The 16033-nt window shown below is 41.7% G+C and carries 24 protein-coding genes and 1 pseudogene; 20 read left to right on the plus strand and 5 right to left on the minus strand.

Going from position 1 to position 16033, the window contains the following annotated elements; all coding sequences use genetic code 11:
* Positions 1-8: 8 nt before the first annotated feature.
* Entirely contained in the window at positions 9-1016 is a 1008-nt protein-coding gene (locus OSCI_RS00185) for a hypothetical protein (RefSeq protein ID WP_007352805.1), read from the minus strand.
* A 196-nt stretch (positions 1017-1212) separates the two neighbouring features.
* On the opposite strand from OSCI_RS00185, the gene OSCI_RS00190 reads away from it, so the two are divergent.
* The 11 genes and pseudogenes from OSCI_RS00190 to OSCI_RS32340 all read left to right on the plus strand — a co-directional run.
* Positions 1213-1704 carry a hypothetical protein gene (locus OSCI_RS00190; RefSeq protein WP_007352806.1) on the plus strand — a complete coding sequence of 164 codons (492 nt, stop codon included), beginning with the start codon at positions 1213-1215 and terminating at the stop codon, positions 1702-1704.
* Between the two features lie 33 nt (positions 1705-1737).
* Positions 1738-1965, plus strand: a complete 228-nt coding sequence (locus OSCI_RS00195; RefSeq protein WP_007352807.1) for a hypothetical protein — start codon at positions 1738-1740, stop codon at positions 1963-1965.
* A gap of 3 nt (positions 1966-1968) precedes the next feature.
* On the plus strand, positions 1969-2658 hold the full coding sequence (locus OSCI_RS00200) for a siphovirus Gp157 family protein (protein WP_007352808.1): 690 nt from the start codon (positions 1969-1971) through the stop codon (positions 2656-2658).
* Positions 2659-2763: 105 nt separating this feature from the next.
* A complete protein-coding gene (locus OSCI_RS00205) occupies positions 2764-3036 on the plus strand; it encodes a hypothetical protein (RefSeq protein WP_234708672.1) in 273 nt (90 codons plus the stop codon).
* 62 nt (positions 3037-3098) lie between these two features.
* Positions 3099-3791 carry a hypothetical protein gene (locus OSCI_RS00210; RefSeq protein ID WP_007352810.1) on the plus strand — a complete coding sequence of 231 codons (693 nt, stop codon included), beginning with the start codon at positions 3099-3101 and terminating at the stop codon, positions 3789-3791.
* A 29-nt stretch (positions 3792-3820) separates the two neighbouring features.
* Entirely contained in the window at positions 3821-4018 is a 198-nt protein-coding gene (locus OSCI_RS00215; protein ID WP_007352811.1) for a hypothetical protein, read from the plus strand.
* 2 nt (positions 4019-4020) lie between these two features.
* Positions 4021-4269 (plus strand): hypothetical protein, encoded by a 249-nt coding sequence (locus OSCI_RS00220; RefSeq protein ID WP_007352812.1) that lies wholly within the window; start codon positions 4021-4023, stop codon positions 4267-4269.
* 1 nt (position 4270) lies between these two features.
* Positions 4271-5443, plus strand: coding sequence for a hypothetical protein (locus OSCI_RS31165; protein WP_007352813.1), 1173 nt, complete (start codon positions 4271-4273; stop codon positions 5441-5443).
* Positions 5436-6167: a hypothetical protein gene (locus OSCI_RS00235; protein WP_007352814.1), complete on the plus strand. Its 732-nt coding sequence runs from the start codon at positions 5436-5438 to the stop codon at positions 6165-6167. Before OSCI_RS31165 ends, OSCI_RS00235 begins: the two co-directional genes overlap by 8 nt.
* Before the next feature lie 22 nt (positions 6168-6189).
* On the plus strand, positions 6190-7020 hold the full coding sequence (locus OSCI_RS00240) for a ThiF family adenylyltransferase (protein WP_007352815.1): 831 nt from the start codon (positions 6190-6192) through the stop codon (positions 7018-7020).
* A 343-nt stretch (positions 7021-7363) separates the two neighbouring features.
* Positions 7364-7504, plus strand: a pseudogene (locus tag OSCI_RS32340) (pentapeptide repeat-containing protein); the annotation flags it as partial.
* On the opposite strand, the gene OSCI_RS31175 reads toward OSCI_RS32340, so the two are convergent.
* Together OSCI_RS31175 and OSCI_RS31180 are read right to left on the minus strand one after the other, a co-directional pair.
* Positions 7435-7773 (minus strand): hypothetical protein, encoded by a 339-nt coding sequence (locus OSCI_RS31175; RefSeq protein ID WP_007352818.1) that lies wholly within the window; start codon positions 7771-7773, stop codon positions 7435-7437. The pseudogene OSCI_RS32340 and the gene OSCI_RS31175 overlap by 70 nt on opposite strands.
* A 12-nt stretch (positions 7774-7785) precedes the next feature.
* Entirely contained in the window at positions 7786-8121 is a 336-nt protein-coding gene (locus tag OSCI_RS31180; RefSeq protein ID WP_019488100.1) for a hypothetical protein, read from the minus strand.
* Here OSCI_RS31180 and OSCI_RS31185 point away from each other — a divergent pair.
* On the plus strand, positions 8108-8962 hold the full coding sequence (locus tag OSCI_RS31185) for a pentapeptide repeat-containing protein (RefSeq protein WP_234708674.1): 855 nt from the start codon (positions 8108-8110) through the stop codon (positions 8960-8962). The two genes, OSCI_RS31180 and OSCI_RS31185, sit on opposite strands and share 14 nt — an antisense overlap.
* Positions 8963-9128: 166 nt before the next feature.
* On the opposite strand, the gene OSCI_RS00260 is transcribed toward OSCI_RS31185, so the two are convergent.
* Positions 9129-9563 carry an SDR family oxidoreductase gene (locus tag OSCI_RS00260; protein ID WP_019488102.1) on the minus strand — a complete coding sequence of 145 codons (435 nt, stop codon included), beginning with the start codon at positions 9561-9563 and terminating at the stop codon, positions 9129-9131.
* Complete coding sequence (locus tag OSCI_RS30510; protein WP_007352820.1) at positions 9554-9718, minus strand: hypothetical protein; 165 nt, start codon at positions 9716-9718, stop codon at positions 9554-9556. Before OSCI_RS30510 ends, OSCI_RS00260 begins: the two co-directional genes overlap by 10 nt.
* 63 nt (positions 9719-9781) lie before the next feature.
* Between OSCI_RS30510 and OSCI_RS00265 the strand changes: the two genes are divergently transcribed.
* The 8 genes from OSCI_RS00265 to OSCI_RS00295 all read left to right on the plus strand — a co-directional run bounded on the left by OSCI_RS00265 (position 9782) and on the right by OSCI_RS00295 (position 15810).
* A complete protein-coding gene (locus OSCI_RS00265) occupies positions 9782-10048 on the plus strand; it encodes a hypothetical protein (protein ID WP_007352821.1) in 267 nt (88 codons plus the stop codon).
* Between the two features lie 221 nt (positions 10049-10269).
* Positions 10270-10623, plus strand: a complete 354-nt coding sequence (locus OSCI_RS00270) for a hypothetical protein (RefSeq protein ID WP_007352822.1) — start codon at positions 10270-10272, stop codon at positions 10621-10623.
* Between the two features lie 61 nt (positions 10624-10684).
* Complete coding sequence (locus OSCI_RS00275; RefSeq protein WP_007352823.1) at positions 10685-11449, plus strand: hypothetical protein; 765 nt, start codon at positions 10685-10687, stop codon at positions 11447-11449.
* Between the two features lie 140 nt (positions 11450-11589).
* Positions 11590-11664 (plus strand): hypothetical protein, encoded by a 75-nt coding sequence (locus OSCI_RS32185; protein WP_324603640.1) that lies wholly within the window; start codon positions 11590-11592, stop codon positions 11662-11664.
* A gap of 143 nt (positions 11665-11807) precedes the next feature.
* Positions 11808-13367: a tetratricopeptide repeat protein gene (locus OSCI_RS28970; protein WP_234708673.1), complete on the plus strand. Its 1560-nt coding sequence runs from the start codon at positions 11808-11810 to the stop codon at positions 13365-13367.
* Complete coding sequence (locus tag OSCI_RS31190) at positions 13315-13947, plus strand: CHAT domain-containing protein (RefSeq protein ID WP_007352826.1); 633 nt, start codon at positions 13315-13317, stop codon at positions 13945-13947. Before OSCI_RS28970 ends, OSCI_RS31190 begins: the two co-directional genes overlap by 53 nt.
* Before the next feature lie 2 nt (positions 13948-13949).
* Entirely contained in the window at positions 13950-14399 is a 450-nt protein-coding gene (locus OSCI_RS00290) for a hypothetical protein (RefSeq protein WP_007352827.1), read from the plus strand.
* Entirely contained in the window at positions 14380-15810 is a 1431-nt protein-coding gene (locus OSCI_RS00295) for a hypothetical protein (RefSeq protein WP_007352828.1), read from the plus strand. The genes OSCI_RS00290 and OSCI_RS00295 overlap by 20 nt, the downstream gene beginning before the upstream one ends.
* The last annotated feature ends 223 nt before the right edge of the window (positions 15811-16033 follow it).

The raw sequence follows: 16033 nt of genomic DNA on the forward strand, positions 1-16033 counted from the left end.
AACCTTATTCAGTTTGAGGAACATTTTGTCAAGTAAGAGTTGCGAAATTTAGTTTTACCCATATAAACAGCTTCCTTAACTTTCCATTGTTTCTGAGGTAGTAAGTCTTTAACATTTTGTAATTGAACTAAACCTCTATAATCACCTGTGATTTGAAAAATGACTCTAGCAATAACTTTACAACACGAGTCCGGGTATTTGACAACTTGCAACTCAGAAAACCGAATCACCGCCCAATTTCTCTCTAAGAAAAACTGATTGCGCTGACTATCTTTCCCCCTATCCACACAATGATGAGGCTTTCCTGTTCGCCCCTCATAAGGTTCATCAATCTCGATATCTATCGCTAAACCAATCGGTTGGTGAACTAGAATAAAATCAGCAGTGTAACGCAAAGATGTACCAGGTATAGAAAACTCACCCCCCATACAGAAGTCATAAAACCCATAAAAATAACGGCATAAGTAAACAAAAAACTGCTTTTCACTGACCCCTTGCTGTACTCCTCCCTTACCCTGACCTGCGGGCTGTTCAACAATCTCTTTCAACAATCTCAAAAACCGCTTAGATCGCTTCTGTAGCATAAAATTATATCTCTCAAATTCCTTGCCTTTTGACTGCAAGCGACGCAATTGATGACTTTCATATTTAACTAACTGTTGTTGATACTCAGCTAGTCGTTGCTTGTAACAATCGCGCACTTGAAAATCCACAAATCGCAGATAAGAAAAAGCCGCTACTGCACTAACTGACGCACACACCAGCGCTGACCAAAAAGCTATAGAACTCATGCCAAACAGCCAGTTAACCAACATTACCACCCCAACACTGGCTATCCAAAGCATAATTACCAAATAGTAACGGGAATTAGTGAAAACTGGCAGTCGCGGCGGAAAAGGCGGTTTTATTGTAGGACTAGCACTTTCTTCCCAAATAGGTATCGGGTTATCCGCGCAGAACTGACGAATTGAATCAGGGATAAGAATAACTGGATAAAAGCCTCTTATTTGGCTCATAGTTATGCTTTTTGTAGGCGATGTACAAGCTCAAATTATGTATATTTTCACTATTTAACTTACTAAATATGCGCGTCGTATCTCATCAGACCAAGGAATTATACACACCTCTACCTAATTTCCGATGTCATCGACTGATAAATGGGATAACGCCCAGATATTGGGGTGGAAATAATAATTTGGTACGCCACTACTTATGCCTACAAATCAGCCCAATAATACACAAAAAATCGCCACAGACCGTCTCAAATCGACGCGGGACAAACTGACTAGAAAAATCAAATTGGCATTGAAGACTGCAACACCAGAAGAAACTCTGGAAGTGTGGATGCTAATGAAACAGCAGGAACTCAAGAAAACGACTCCTGGGTTATCGGAACAGCAGATGGAAAGCGTAGTAAATTCGCTAATCCTAGAACTCGGCTATGACATCATCGCTACCTCCACTACCTTACCTGCTGTATCGCCTGAACCAGAAGTCCAGACAGATGAAAGCGAAGTGGATGACGCGGATGAGGATAACGATGCTGATTTCACTAATGACGATATTGAAGACGATGAAGATGACCTTTCAGAAGAATTACCAGACATATTTGAAGAAAAAATCCCCTCTCGCAAGCAGCGAGTTCCTGCTTTGAAAAAGGTTGAAACTTTAAGGGGTTCTAACCGAAATGGCAGGCATTCTTAAACTCCTAAACTTGAGACGAGGTTTTACACAAATATGTCCCTGCAAAAATATGAAGCTGATATCCTCATTCCCTACACTAATGCTCATTTAGTTGGAGGAGTGGATTTCAAATCTGACTCCCTAGAACTAATACCAGAGATGCAAAGTAAGGAAGTAGGGGATGAAGAAATTGAACCAGATGAACTCACGCCAGGAACCCTAGCCATACTCGCTCGAATTGAAACTTTTGATGAATATTTTCATTGTTGTGGAAGGTGGTAACTAATGTATTTAGCTAAAGATTTGTTAGCCAGATATTCGATTCAAGCAGTTGAACTCTGGAATCAATTGGAAACTGCTGAAACTCCCGAAGAAGAAGAGGTTATCCTCAAAGAAATTTGGGAAATTCAGACAGACCAGGAAACTGCTGCTGATACGCAAGCCGAACTAGCAGACCAACTAGATGCTGAAATATGTGCAGTCAAAGCACGCTTAAAGCACTTAGTAGAACTGCATAATCAGGCAATTGAACGACTGGAACGGTGGCGCAATAATCTGGATAAAACTCTGCTAGAATTTCACTTAAAGGGAGTAATTCCCACAGAGATTGTCGGCCATTCCCGTCACATTCGACTCAAGGAAAATCCGCCAAGTTGCGAAGTGTTAATCAATCCTTGCGATTTGCCAACAGAGTACCGGACAGAAAAGTTAGTTGTTACACCCAACAAACGCAAAATACTAGCAGATTGGAAACGAGGCATTCCCGTTGATGGTACTCGAATTGAGCGTAAACTCAGAGTTGAATACGGAATCGTGCCATCAAATCTGACCGCTGCCACTGAGATAATTTCTAATCGTACTACTGCCAACTCTCAGAAAACTCATTCTACCACACAGAAGACTGGAAGTAAAGAAAAAGCAATTCCTAAAAACACTGATACTTCTAATAAGAATGTGAAAGCACGAGTCGGTTAGCAGAAGGTTTTTAGAAAAAGGATTGAGCAGATTTCACTAACAGCAGATAGCTATTATATGGCTATCTGCTAACCCGTTTTTTGAATTAATTTATTATAACTTTCCATGAAAAGACACAATAACCACTCGTTTGACATTTCAACATTTGATAGAATTACTTACCGAGTTTATCGAGGTAAACTTATCATGTTGATTGAGGAAGGAGACAATCACCTTGATATATCTTTTCCCATTAAAGATGGGAGATTATTCGTAACCCTTGGTTCTATGCGAGCCACTGTCGCTGAAGCAATGACCGATTATTTGGAAATAGAAGCCTACGCCGATGAGCCACTTCTATTACTAAGTGGAGGTTTGAACAAAAATGATTTTAATTAACACCAGTTAGGGGGGCTATCGCCCAGATACACTATGATATTCTATTAAATAACACCGCTCAAATGAAATGGCTAACACCAAAAAATGTAGTCGTTGCTGCCAGTTTATCGGTAACGAGCGAAGAGCTAATTGAGTATACAATTCAACCTGAAGATGAAGAAACCATAGAGGAGAGATTTCAAAAACTTGGGCTGCTATTTGACCGAACTCGCTGGCAAGCTAAAAAACCTTATTTAGCTCTACTCTCGCCAGCTAAAGTTAAAAAACCAGTCGCTACTGAATCATCAACCTCTGCGAACGATTTAGACTTCATAGATGATGAAAAATGGGCAGAGTCAGATGAAGAAAATACTCTCTCTGAAACCGAAGAATCTAGCCATTTACAATCCGAACCTCAAGAAGAACCTTATATCTTCGATAAATGTACCGTCGAACTGCACTTGACATTTAAACCAAATGATGGTCATTCAGAGGGACGGATTGTAATCATTTCAGCAAGCAGTCACGGCGACTTTCCTGTTAGCCAAATGATAAGGGAGTCATCCTTGGGAGAATTACCGCCTCCTCTAAAAGAACTGCTGAAGGAACTTGTAGCAGATTTTCCCAATCGTCAGGTGCGGCGACAGATTGCTAATACTCGCAACCTAAAGAAAAGAACTACTAACCCAAATAAACCCAGAAGCGAAGCAAGTAGCACCATTACGCCTACAGAATCTAAAACTACTGGAACGCAACTGACATTATTTGGAATTTGAATAACTTACCTACTTTTGGGAGATAAAAAATGACTGCAAAAAAGAAAGTGCTAATTTCCTTTGAGGGACAACAGCATCCTGTTGATGAAGACATAGCAAATGATGATAATGAACTGCGTAAACTGCTAACAACTTACTACCCAGATTGCGCTAACGCCGACATTATTAGAAAGCCGGGAGAACTGATTACAGTAGCTAAACGCAATGGCTCTAAAGGAGTAAATTAACTATGAAAATAACTCCTTTAGAATCTCTCATCAATGCACCAGAAGAAGTCAATCCTGCACTATCTATGTGTCGAAAATTACAACGGTTAGAGCTTTCGGGAGAACTCGATAGTGCCACTATGAAAGAAATGGCTAAAGCTATTGAGTTAGCTATCTCCAAAGGGACAGACGATGTAAAAGCAGTTGAGCGAACTAAGGAACGATTGTTAAATAGTCGCTCTGTAGCTGGTGCAATTCCAATGGGGTTTTGATATGGCTGCAATTTGGAATGCTAAATCCGCTTTGCAAATATTACAGCAGTGCCAACCAATCACCGACTTTAAATCAGCAACCGATTATTTGTGGACTAAGCTGAACACTTATCAGCTACTCACTCTTTACCAGGAATTGTTTCCTTTGGAATGGGCAAAAAGCCAATCCGAACTCTACTCTGAAGATGAAAGTCACAGTCCGAAGGAGTTGGAGTTTATTTCGCTAGTTAGCGAACATCTGTTTCCCATTGACGACATAATTATAGAGGGTGCTTATGAAGAACGCCTCTATCAAATTCCTGTCTCACCCAAAGGAGTAGATTGGCAAGACCATGAAGAAGGAATTGACGCATTGCGAAGCGGATGGCAGAGATTACTCCCGCTTTCCCAGTCAGGTAGATGGTGGTTGGAATCCGTAGCAGGTGATGAAGGGGAATCGTGGTACGAATGCACGTTTGGATACAGCTTGAAAGACATTGCACATCCCGAAAAAACTAACTTCAAACTTCTTAAAAGATTAGCCCGTCGTGTTGCACCTCCTATCAGCGATTTGCCGACAGCATTAGCACTCCTTGACTTAGAAACGGGCATTATTTGGCTAGACCAAAGTGTTTGCTGTGAAAGTTACTGGAATCGTAATTTTGAAGTAAGACCCTGGACGATTCAAGAGATTAAATTCCTAGCAAGTGAATGGAAAAAAGCCACTCAGCTATTAGATGGGGAATGGACAATCAAATTTGTACCACCTCAGAAACACGAAATAGATTTGTTGGAATCAAAGCACTTAGTTCCTTTACCAGCAATGGTGTTTTTCGGGTTGAAATCTGATTACTGGGTTTGGGCGATTAAAGGCTCGAAGTTTGACCCAGAAGCAGAAGCTTTTCACGTTCCGCTGCCCAATGTTTATTTGCATTCGTATCAATCTTGCGGACGCATCTGCTGGGGAGATAATAAACCGCCTGTTGCTTCGCCCAATAATATTACAAAAGCTTGGGAAATGTTCATCTCTAGTCCTTTCAACGGACACTTGAGCGATGGCAAATCTAGGGCACAACCCAGTGATGTACGCGGACAACTCGAAAAAGCGGTTAAACGTTCATCTTACCCTGTTAAAGATTTAATTGCTACCCAGCAAACAATTGCCAAATTAGTTGCAGTAATAACTGATGATTGAACCACGAAAATTGAATCCTTACCAGCTAGAATTGGTCGATTATAAGATTGTCAAACTCGGAGACAATCTGCCGCCTCACTCTAGCAGTATGTTCGAGTACCTGATTGGCAGCAATGGTATCTTTGCTAAAGCAGTTAGACCGGGTTTAGAAGTGATAATTCCGGTGGAACTTTTTACCGCGTTAATCAGAGGATTAGAACCGATTGAGCCTTTGGTCCGATTAACTCCTGGACGAATACCTCAGCAGATACTCATCCAAATGTGGAAAGAAAGTTGTATCGCCGCGCTTGCAGAACCACCGTTAGAAATCACTTTCCACATTCATCAGGAACAAGGACAATGGCGGCTGGTAATTCCAGATCAAACGCAAAGTTCTGGTAAATGCAGAGCGATTGAATACGGTTTAGATTCTTCGTACATTAACGCCACTGTAGAGATACATTCACATAATCGAATGGCGGCTTTCTTCTCTGGTGCTGATGATGTAGATGAAGGGGGTTTCCGCATTTTTGCAGTTTTGGGGAAAGTAACTGAATCGAGTGCTGAAATTATTTGCCGCGTGGGAGTTTATCGGCAATTCTGGCACGTTCCTGCTAACTGGATATTTGAATTTCCGAGTTTTATTGTAGATGTCACAGTTGGCGGAGAAAGAAACGATTTGATTGATAAATTCTACTCTAGTTCTGTTGCGCCATCTTTGTTAGATGACTCTATCGAATTGTAAACAACTTTTAAAAATTTACCCCATGTTTAATTATGATTATTTGTCAGCTTCGCCTCTGATTGTCAGACAGGCTGATTCGATTGACTTTTGGCTAATTGGGGCGGGAGGAACTGGTTCTTGGCTGTCTTACCATATTGCACGGCTGGCACGGAGTTTGGGCAAGTCGGGGAAGAAGGTGCAATTTGCGATCGCAGATCCCGATATAGTTGAAGAAGCCAACATCAGCAGGCAGGCTTTCTGCGACAAGGAAATCGGACTGTCCAAGGCGCAGGCTCTAGCGTTGCGATACTCTATCGCTTGGGGGGTGGACGCGACGGCTTTCGTGCAGGAATTTGACCCCAAGCTGATTCGCTACGCCTACGACAAGCTGACTATCCTGGTGGGGTGCGTGGATACGGCAGCCGGGAGAGCGTCAATTAACCAGGTTCTTGAGTTAAACCAATTTTACAGCCGTTCTGAGATTCCCCGCGTGTGGTATTTGGATTGCGGAAATCATGCAGCAGCCGGACAAATTTTGCTGGGCAGTTCTTTGGAAACTGACCCGGAGTTCTATAATTTTGGGGGGCTGGGATGTGCTAGGCTGCCATCTCCGATGCTTCAGGCTCCTGACCTTTTGAAACCGAAACCTGAAGAGTTGACAAATAACCTATCTTGTGATGAGATGGCAGTGCTGAACTTGCAGGGCGAGAGCGTGAATGTTCGGGTGGCGGCTGAGGCGGCGGATTACCTGTATCGGATGAGTGCGGGTAATCTCAAACGATTTGCTACCTATTTCGATCTGGAGAGTGGGACGGCGCGATCAGTTTATATTACGCAGCAGTCTGTGCTGCTTCCGCTTTCTTGCGTTCGGTGATTTCTTGAAAGGCTGCTATTCCATAGGTAATGTTGCCTCTCTTATCATAAATTGGCGTTCCCCACGCTTCTATAGGAATAATGGTTCTTTCGTTTCCAGTTTGCTAAAAGTCAAAAGTTTATGCCAAAAGCCCACTTCGTTTCCCAACCTTAACGATATATACTGCGGATCAAAGCGATCGCAATCTAGGAGAAGATGGCACAATTTTTGATTGCGCTCCAAGGCGTTAGCGAGAATAATATTTCCCCACGGGGAAATACCAGTACCCTGAAGGTTGAGCTAATGTTAGGAGGGGTGCAATGCATTGCGCCTCTACCAACACCCAAACGCTGGCAAACACATCATGAAGGCTGATGAAGTTCTGAAGCGATACGCCGCCGGGAGACGAGATTTCAGTGGAGAAAATCTCAGAGGTCAATCCTTCAAAGGAAAAGACCTATCCGGGGTCAACTTCAGTGAAGCCGACATCCGAGGAGCAAACTTTACCAATGCCAAGCTAAGGAATGCCAACTTCAGGGAGGCTAAGGCTGGACTACAGCGCCGTTGGACAATTAGCCTAGCGATACTTCCGTTGATTCTATCCTTACTCTCAGGATTTACCTCTGGGATGCTTGGCATTGTGTCAGCAATATTTCTCAACCCTGGACTCACTAAAGAATTCGCAACTATAACTAGAATGTCTGCTTCTAACGAAGCAGCTATAATAGCGTCAATTATTGTGGTTTCAGCGATAGTAGCCTCATTCCTCGTCATATCTCAGCGCTATCAATTTGTAAAAGCTCTGTGGCTTATAGGCGTAGCTGTTATCGCCACTTCTATTTCGAGTGTTTTTGGCTCCCAAGCTATATATGTAACTATTTCAGCGTTTTTGGTTATCTCTTTAACCCTTCTTACTTCATTAGAGGGAGCTACTTCTGTATGTATACTTGTACTTTTGTTTGGAAATAGATATGGTGCAATTTCGTTTATAGTGCCAGCTCTGAGTATATCCTTACCTTTAGCAGGCTTTGGAACTATCGGTCTTACTGTAGCTTCAAAATATCCCGTAACAGCGACTTGGGTTATACTTATCACTTGCCTCTTAACTATGGCTGTGAGCATAGGTTCAGTGGTTTTTTACATATCTATAGCTTTGCGAGCTATAGCTGGTGATGATGGGTTGCTCTGGCTTCGAGAATTTGCCCTTGTCATTGCTGCTACAGGCGGCACCAGTTTTCGCAATGCTGACTTAACCGATGCCGACTTCACCTCTGCCACGCTCAAAAGTACAGACTTCAGAAAGGCTAACCTTACCCGTACCCAATGGTACCAAGCCAAAAAGCTCGATCGCGTCCTCCCCGGAACCACTTATCTTCAGATTGCCAAAATACGGCAATTACTGATTACAGGACAGGGACAAGCTCAAAACTTCAACCGCCAAAACCTCCGAGGTATCAACTTACAAGGCGCTAACCTAGCCGATGCCAGCTTCATCTCAGCCGACTTAAGCTCAGCCAAATTGCAAGATGCTGACCTATCGAGAGCAAAATTAGTGCAAACCCAGCTAGACGAGGCAGACTTAAAAGGTGCTACTCTCACGGGAGCTTACATTGAAGACTGGGGCATTACAAGTCATACCAAGCTGCATGGAGTGAGGAATGCCATCAACCAGTTACCCGACTCCTCCAAACCCGATAAACCGGGAATCAAAGAACTACTCGTTCAACTGCAAGCGGCAATTAATGACCCAAACTTAGCCGACGATGACAAAACGCAAGTATTAGAACAGGTAAAAGTCCTGGCAGAAGCTGGACAAAACCCCAACAAGGAAACCGCACAAAAGCAGGCAAAACGGGCAATGGGGTTCTTAAAAGTCATTGCAGAAGGCTTACCCAGTGCTGCACAATTGGTGAAAACCTGTCAAGATATATTACCTGCGATCGCGCATTACTTCGGCTTGTAAGACGCTCAGCTTTGTAAATATCCCATAACAACACGTAGGGGCGAACGGCTGTTCGCCCCTACCAAACCCAAACGCTGGCAGACACTATCAGATTATCTAAAACATCCAATGAAGTTTCTATTGGCTTGGGATGTGGGCAGTGAAGCGATGTATCGATCATGGTTGGCTACCAGGGATAGGGGAGATAATCTTTGAGAAAATAACCAAACATCGGGGTGTCAGGATTTTCAATTCCCTGAACAATTGGATCGTAAATTCTTGCCATGCCATCAATAATATCCAAGGGAGTGTAGAACCCTTGCTTCGTTTGTATGGATGTCTTTTTCGGATAGGGATTTTCATCAGTAATCCAACCCGTGTCTACGCTGTTCATAAAAATATTGTCTTGGGTATAATCCATCGCCGACGTTCGAGTCATCATATTTAAAGCCGCTTTTGCCATATTGGTATGAGGATGGTATGCGGTTTTGCTATCTCGATTAAATTGTCCTTCCATCGCCGATACATTGATAATAAAGCGTCGCTCAAAGGGCGATCGCATCAGTAATGGCTTGAGTTGGCTATTGAGAATGAAGGGCGCGATCGCATTCACTAATTGCACTTCCAGCAGTTCGATTGGACTAATTTGATCGCCAACTCCACCAGCCTGGTATCCTCATCTTCAAACAGATCCGGACTAGCGATCGCATCAACCATTAGTCCCATTTCAACCGCCTCAAAAACACTTCCAACGGTCAACACTTGACCGAGTTTCAACCTGCTAACGCTTAGATAGTCCCGCCATACCTTTTCAACTCAAATATTAGGAGAAATCAACTCATGGTCGCCACAATTGCCACCCAAGAAGGACTCAAAATACCCGTTTTCGATGCCGCTTACACTGATGCCAAAGGGCGCAATGTAGGCAAGTTCTTCAATAACCCAGAAATCCTGCGCCACTCGATTCTGCAAGCAATGTTTCAACCAGAAGAACTGAACTCATTAATAATAGTTAAACTTGACAAATCCAATCCCGACCCTCACCAACTACGTGCCAGCATCCACGACCCAGAAGACGGAATTAAGCGACGCATGATCTTTCAATAGCTAAGTATCGAGAAGACGACCCCGAAGTTAGAGAAGGTAAAGTTAAAGCAGGCGATCGCAAGTTTACCACCCTAGAACAAATCGGAGTTGCCAGTTCTCAAAATGAAGTCGGAATCGTCGCTTTAGCCATCGGTAAAGTAGCAGCAGCACTCCCCACCCCCGGCGAAGATGAAAAGCTATTTCTCAAGCAGCAGAAGCGATTTATTGCCGCTCTTAGCATCATGGAACAGTACGAAGTTGACTACCAGAAAAATTCGCTGCGGGGTAAAGATGCCAAAGAAGTGAAAGAGAACACAGGTCTAAATCCTGACACTTTACTAGAAAAAGTAGATGAATGGTGCGAAAAAGAAAGCAAAGAATTGCACGTTCCATATCAGTACAAAAATGCCCTAGTAGAGCGAGAAATCGACTACCGCCACAGCAAAGAAAATGATTTATATTGGGAAGAAAACGAATTACAATGGGCAAAAGACTTGGTGCAGCGCTTTCAAGAGGACAAGAGTATTATTTACGATCGCACTGTCAAATTATCGGGTAAATCAAATAGAAGTAGTCAATGTCAAACATCCCGATAACGATTACTCAGAGGAAGATTTCTCCAAGTCAAAATGGAAGGATCGCAAAGTAACTCTGCAAGTGGGAACGATCGATTTACCTCCCACTCACGAGAAATATTACCGATTTCAAGGCACTCCCATTATCCAGTTGGACGGGAAAAACTTGGGTACATTTTCCCCCGAAAGTCCTAAGTTTCCGCCTGGAACTACTTTTGAAGCAATGCTTTTTCCTGATAAGGGCGGTAGATCGGTTATGCTAAAAGTCGATCGCGAATCGATTCGGTTGCCTGAAATTCAATTGCCTTCGATCGATTCACCTGAAGTATCTCAAAGTTCTGAGTTGGGGAAAACTGGGCGTAGTGCGATCGCACAAAATGATAGCACGCCCCAACCCCAAAAACTCCCACAAGAACGGGCTTCAAAACCAGAAACAGCATTTAACGGAAAACGCGATACCACTAACGCTAAAGCTGACAACTGGCGGCTTTCTCTGCAAGATACCCTCTTTAGCGTCGTTTCGGAAACCTACAAGCAACGGCGGTGCCCACAGACGGCGGCTATGCGATCGCACCTTCCTTCCGATAGTACCCAACACTTCAAGTTTGGCGACAACCAATGGACGGCTTACGTACAGCCGAATGGAGATTGCTTTGTCAGAAACGAGTCCAAGCGCACCGTGTTTAAAGCTAACGTTCACACCGGGGAGGTTCAAATTCCCCTGACAGAGCAAGCAGCGGCTCGTTTCCAAGAGATGATTGTAGAACGGGAAAAAGCTTTGTCTCAGTCCCGAACTACTTTTACGCCTGCGCCTGAATCGAAACCGAGGGAGTTGGAAATGGTTTAGTCGAGTGCAGGGGGTTGGGGAACTGGGGGCGATCGCAACGAAACTCAAAATGCTGCGATCGCTATCCTTTCTCATGCTAGAATCCAGAAGAGAATTTAAAACAAGATTTGTGCGTGGTTGACGATTTATTAGCAGCATAAATTCCTAAGAGTAATATCCTTTTAGGATTTCATCATCCCAGTAAGCGACCTTTCACAGAATTTGCTACAGCTTGATTAGAAACAAATATTTACCGTAATAGCGATCGCGTCTGGAGAATGAATATGAGCCAGCTTGATTTGTTCAATTTAGAAAATGGTACAGAAGTCAGTTCTATCTATTCTACAAAACTTTGTATTCTTAATTACCAAGCAAAACTATGAAATTCAAGCCCAATTACCCAGAAAAATCATCGAGTATTTTCATGGCAGATGTTTTTTACTTATTTTTATCTTTGGTAATAACACATTTTTTATTTTTTATAATGTTTAAGCCTAATTTAATGTTGTATTATTCTATATTATTTTTGCTAGGCACACTATTGCAAACACGAGTATTAATAGATCCATTTGAAAAGTCACCAATCATAAAAATCAGCTATAATATATTTCAGTTTAGTTTATTATGTTTTCCGTTTATTAACCTTTTCATTTCACTAAGACTAAGCGGGTGGCTCTTATACTTAATGGTGCCATTTTCTATGCTAGTCATGAAATTTTTTATATTATTTATAGCTATAGATTTAATAAAATTATTTCCCCTTTTAACTAATGTTAAAATAATGCCATTACTTCGGCTACTTCGGCGATTACAGTTATTTTTAGTTGGAGTGGCTGGTGGAAATATACCTGAATCTATGCTTGACATTGCCCGTTTAGATATTAACAATCATAATTTAAGTAGTGCATTAATTATTCTCACTGCATTGATTAATAAATGCCCGAATCTTAATGAGCCTGAAATAGAAGGAAAAGCAAGAAATATATTTTGTGATTTACTGTTCAGGACTGGTAGTTATGCTGAAGTTATTGAACAGAGTAGACAAGTTTTAGCCATAGCTTCCAAGTATAACGACCTAAAACTAAAAAGATCGGCATACAAAAACCTCGGAAATGCTAACGAAAAACTTGGTACGGAATATTATAGTCAGGCTAAAGAATTTTATGAAAATGCTCTTCAAATAGATATTTTGCTACAGAATAAGCTTGATCAGGCATCTGACTATAACAATTTAGGGAACATTCATCTTGAAATCATGGAATATGGCTTGGGTGTAAAGGAAAGACGTTCTCTTATCAAGCAATATCTAGATATTTATCAAAGTTTAGTAGATTCCTGTATTAAAACTGGTGACTTCAATGCAGCTTTTTTCTATGCTGAAACTTCCAGAAACAGATATTTAGTTGAGCGACTTGCCAAACATGATGCTCCTTTACCAGAAAACCTTCCCATAAATCTATCCAAACAAATAGAAACAGCTAAACTTTTGGAAAGAAATACTTTGCAGGCATATACTGATGGACTCAGTAAAAATTTAGAACAGGATCAGATTACTGAACTGAGTATTAAATGGTCTGAAGCTAAAAGAAGCTTAGAAAATTTATATAGCCAAGTTGTAGAAATCGATCCTGAATTTATCGCTAAAACCAAGGTTTACCCGATTTCTTTCACAGAAGTTCAATCATTACTACCACCAGCTACCGCTGTCCTTGAGTTTTTCTTTATAGAGAATAAATTGGTAACAATGGTGATACTACCTGGAGCAGAAGCACCTCTCATTCCCAAAGACCTTTGCCTGATAGTTAAACATATTTATTTAGAAAGCATTGCAAAAGCCTGGATATCAGATATTGCTGCCGAAGCTGCTTCTAAGAAAGATAGCGGCATTGAGGAAACGATTCAAGACTTACCAGCAAGAATCGACAGGATTTATTCTTAGTGGCGACCAAGCATCTAAATTAGCCATCCTCGAAGCTGCTAGGTGTAATGAAGGTTTTCATTTTTCCGGTCACGCCGAATACAACTTTGAAAATCCCCTCGACTCCTACCTGATGCTGTCCGAAAACAGTGATGATAACCTTACCCTCAGTACCATCTTTGCCGATATGTTTATGCCCCAAGCCGACTTAGTAACCCTCTCCGCTTGCTGCACTGGTGTAGTGGATGCCTTTCAGCCTACCGAAGCATACTTAGGACTACCCACAGGCTTTTTACTCGCAGGTGCGAAAGCAGTCGTCAGCAGTCTGTGGAAAGTCAACTCCATCGCAACTGCCTTTCTCCTCGATGAGTTCTACCGTCAACTAGAGGAGACGTATAATAAAGCTGTAGCCCTGCAAAACGCCCAAAACTGGCTGCGTCACTGCACCGCCGACAAGTTGAGAGAACGGGCAAATACCTGGGATTTGAGTAAACTAGAATCTAAAGAACTGTTTCGTTTGAAGCAGGCACTTAAACGTTTAGAGGGTATCCCCTTCGAGAATCCTTATTACTGGGCAGCGTTTATCCTAACTGGGTGTTAAACATGAGTAGCAGCGATAGTATGATTAGCGATAGCGATTTTTTCATTTGCGAAGCCTTCAGCCAAATCTTGGCAAGTCCCCCTGCTGAACTAGCAGAAAAATTCGGTAGCGAAACACCTCTCGCCATTGCCAATTACTTACAAAATATACCGCCAGCCGAACAACTTGACTCAGCAGCAATGGCAAACTACATTACCGCATTTTGTCAGAAACCGGGAAATGAAAATCTTAACGAAAGGTTGGGAGAAATTTACGATTCCCTAGATGAAGATGGCATCGATAAGCTAGTCAAAAAAACAGGCGACCCCGACGATATAGCAACTGCTATCAGCCAAAATCCCAGACAGCGAATAAACGAATCTCGCGATATCTGTCAATCTTTGCAAAGCTGGGCAAATAACGTGCGGAATCAGACCAATCAACGAAATCAAAATGCAACAAACTCAAATTAGTACCACCGTTCAAGTTTTATCTCCCACGCTGCATCTATATCATTACGTGCTGCGAAATGGTATCAATGAATCTTTTGAAACTTTGGAAAAACGGCGAGAAACTTTCAGCCAGCAGTTGCAGCAATTCACCTCCCAATTAACCGTCACTTCTGGCAAAAAAGCACATGAAGTTGTCAAATTAATGCCACCCCATGAAGAACCAACTGATGCGGGCAATGTCCTTGATTTAAACAATGTTCCAGATGACTATAAACCTACCAATGGTGTCAATTACAACCTACTTTACTTAAATGATGGCACGATTAGCCGTCGTTTAGCTGTCAGCCGTTTAAATGATACCTATTTCCTGCGTTTTACCAGCTTTGTTTCCTCCAAATACGGCAATCAACATCTTGACAGATTTGGCGACTTCCCCCATATTACAACCTTGCCGATAGAAGTCGGACAAACAGTAATTCTAGCTGGAATTATACCCAAATCCGATTATTCAGATGCAGATATTTTACCCTTAGCTGTTAAATGTCTCACTTGCTACTACAAAACACCAATTGAGCCTGAAAAGCTGATTAAAAATGAGTTTATGGATAGCCCTTTTTGTATTTATAAACAACCGATTACGGTTAAAAAAGTTAATGAGTATGCAATTGAATCTATCCGGTTAAGTTGTATTTTTATCTATAAAGACGAACAAACCGAAAAAACAGCTAATGAAGTTTACCGGATTTTTCAAGACTTGCTCCTCAGCTATCACAAAATTAACTTTTTCTATTCGCAAAGCCTTGTTTTAAAAAAGAGACTTAGCCAACTTTATGAAGATATCGAGCGATTAACTGAGGAATATCATCAACAGAAATGGAGTACCGAATCCCTCAAAAAGCTACCGCAAGATTCTCTGGAATATTATAAAAAACTTTCTTTTCTGGAAGACCAAGCTAGAGCCATTAAAATTAATTTTAGCAACTATCAAGAACGCCTCAAACAAATCGAGCAGGATTTAGGGCAGAAAGCACCTAAATTTTTCACTGAATTTGAGAAAGATATCAACTTTTACACCGATCAAATTCAATCAAATATTGGCTTTTTAACTCCAGGCATCCAACTATTTGAAAAGCTAATGTTAAGCGTGCAAACCCAAGTTAGTATCGATGACGCAGCTCTTCAAAAACAACAGAATCAGCGACAAGCTAAATTAGGACAACTGCTGACTGGTTCTTGTGCAACAATTGCCATTGGTCAAATTCTTTACGAACCGATTAAAACTACCGTTTCCCAACGCATTGATCGAGGTCAAAATCAAATATCCCTATATAGTTTATGGTCGGGCGCAGGCTTAACTATTATTATGAGTATATTTTGTGGCTATGTGCTTAGTAAATTAGTATATCAATGGTTTACTAAGGAGAAGTTTTAAATAGTAAATTAGGAGCGCCTTTGACAGAAATAGCAGTTTCTCTTGAAGAATAAGCGCGCGCGAGTTGCATCCTCCACACAGAGGGTGCAACTTTTTGTAAGAAGAAACAACACCACAATTGTTACTGACGGCAATAAAAAGCTTTATATTTTAACCCTTCTATTTCCTCTTATTTCCTCTTATTTCCTAATATCTCCTACTTGTCCCTCAAAAATCCTAAATT

The organism is Kamptonema sp. PCC 6506, from assembly GCF_000180455.1.
GTDB lineage: Bacteria > Cyanobacteriota > Cyanobacteriia > Cyanobacteriales > Microcoleaceae > Kamptonema > Kamptonema formosum.

What these genes read in the sequence shown, in the direction of transcription:
- OSCI_RS00215 (WP_007352811.1), top strand. Translation starts at nt 3,821, where the DNA reads ATGACTGCAAAAAAGAAAGTGCTAATTTCCTTTGAGGGACAACAGCAT.
- OSCI_RS00290 (WP_007352827.1), top strand. Translation starts at nt 13,950, where the DNA reads ATGAGTAGCAGCGATAGTATGATTAGCGATAGCGATTTTTTCATTTGC.
- OSCI_RS00185 (WP_007352805.1), bottom strand. Translation starts at nt 1,016, where the DNA reads ATGAGCCAAATAAGAGGCTTTTATCCAGTTATTCTTATCCCTGATTCA.
- OSCI_RS28970 (WP_234708673.1), top strand. Translation starts at nt 11,808, where the DNA reads ATGAAATTCAAGCCCAATTACCCAGAAAAATCATCGAGTATTTTCATG.
- OSCI_RS00210 (WP_007352810.1), top strand. Translation starts at nt 3,099, where the DNA reads ATGAAATGGCTAACACCAAAAAATGTAGTCGTTGCTGCCAGTTTATCG.
- OSCI_RS31165 (WP_007352813.1), top strand. Translation starts at nt 4,271, where the DNA reads ATGGCTGCAATTTGGAATGCTAAATCCGCTTTGCAAATATTACAGCAG.
- OSCI_RS00240 (WP_007352815.1), top strand. Translation starts at nt 6,190, where the DNA reads ATGTTTAATTATGATTATTTGTCAGCTTCGCCTCTGATTGTCAGACAG.
- OSCI_RS00190 (WP_007352806.1), top strand. Translation starts at nt 1,213, where the DNA reads ATGCCTACAAATCAGCCCAATAATACACAAAAAATCGCCACAGACCGT.
- OSCI_RS00295 (WP_007352828.1), top strand. Translation starts at nt 14,380, where the DNA reads ATGCAACAAACTCAAATTAGTACCACCGTTCAAGTTTTATCTCCCACG.
- OSCI_RS31180 (WP_019488100.1), bottom strand. Translation starts at nt 8,121, where the DNA reads ATGCTCACAGCCATAGTTAAGAGGCAAGTGATAAGTATAACCCAAGTC.
- OSCI_RS00200 (WP_007352808.1), top strand. Translation starts at nt 1,969, where the DNA reads ATGTATTTAGCTAAAGATTTGTTAGCCAGATATTCGATTCAAGCAGTT.
- OSCI_RS00220 (WP_007352812.1), top strand. Translation starts at nt 4,021, where the DNA reads ATGAAAATAACTCCTTTAGAATCTCTCATCAATGCACCAGAAGAAGTC.
- OSCI_RS00265 (WP_007352821.1), top strand. Translation starts at nt 9,782, where the DNA reads ATGGTCGCCACAATTGCCACCCAAGAAGGACTCAAAATACCCGTTTTC.
- OSCI_RS31185 (WP_234708674.1), top strand. Translation starts at nt 8,108, where the DNA reads ATGGCTGTGAGCATAGGTTCAGTGGTTTTTTACATATCTATAGCTTTG.
- OSCI_RS31175 (WP_007352818.1), bottom strand. Translation starts at nt 7,773, where the DNA reads ATGACGAGGAATGAGGCTACTATCGCTGAAACCACAATAATTGACGCT.
- OSCI_RS00195 (WP_007352807.1), top strand. Translation starts at nt 1,738, where the DNA reads ATGTCCCTGCAAAAATATGAAGCTGATATCCTCATTCCCTACACTAAT.
- OSCI_RS00235 (WP_007352814.1), top strand. Translation starts at nt 5,436, where the DNA reads ATGATTGAACCACGAAAATTGAATCCTTACCAGCTAGAATTGGTCGAT.
- OSCI_RS00205 (WP_234708672.1), top strand. Translation starts at nt 2,764, where the DNA reads ATGAAAAGACACAATAACCACTCGTTTGACATTTCAACATTTGATAGA.
- OSCI_RS00270 (WP_007352822.1), top strand. Translation starts at nt 10,270, where the DNA reads ATGGAACAGTACGAAGTTGACTACCAGAAAAATTCGCTGCGGGGTAAA.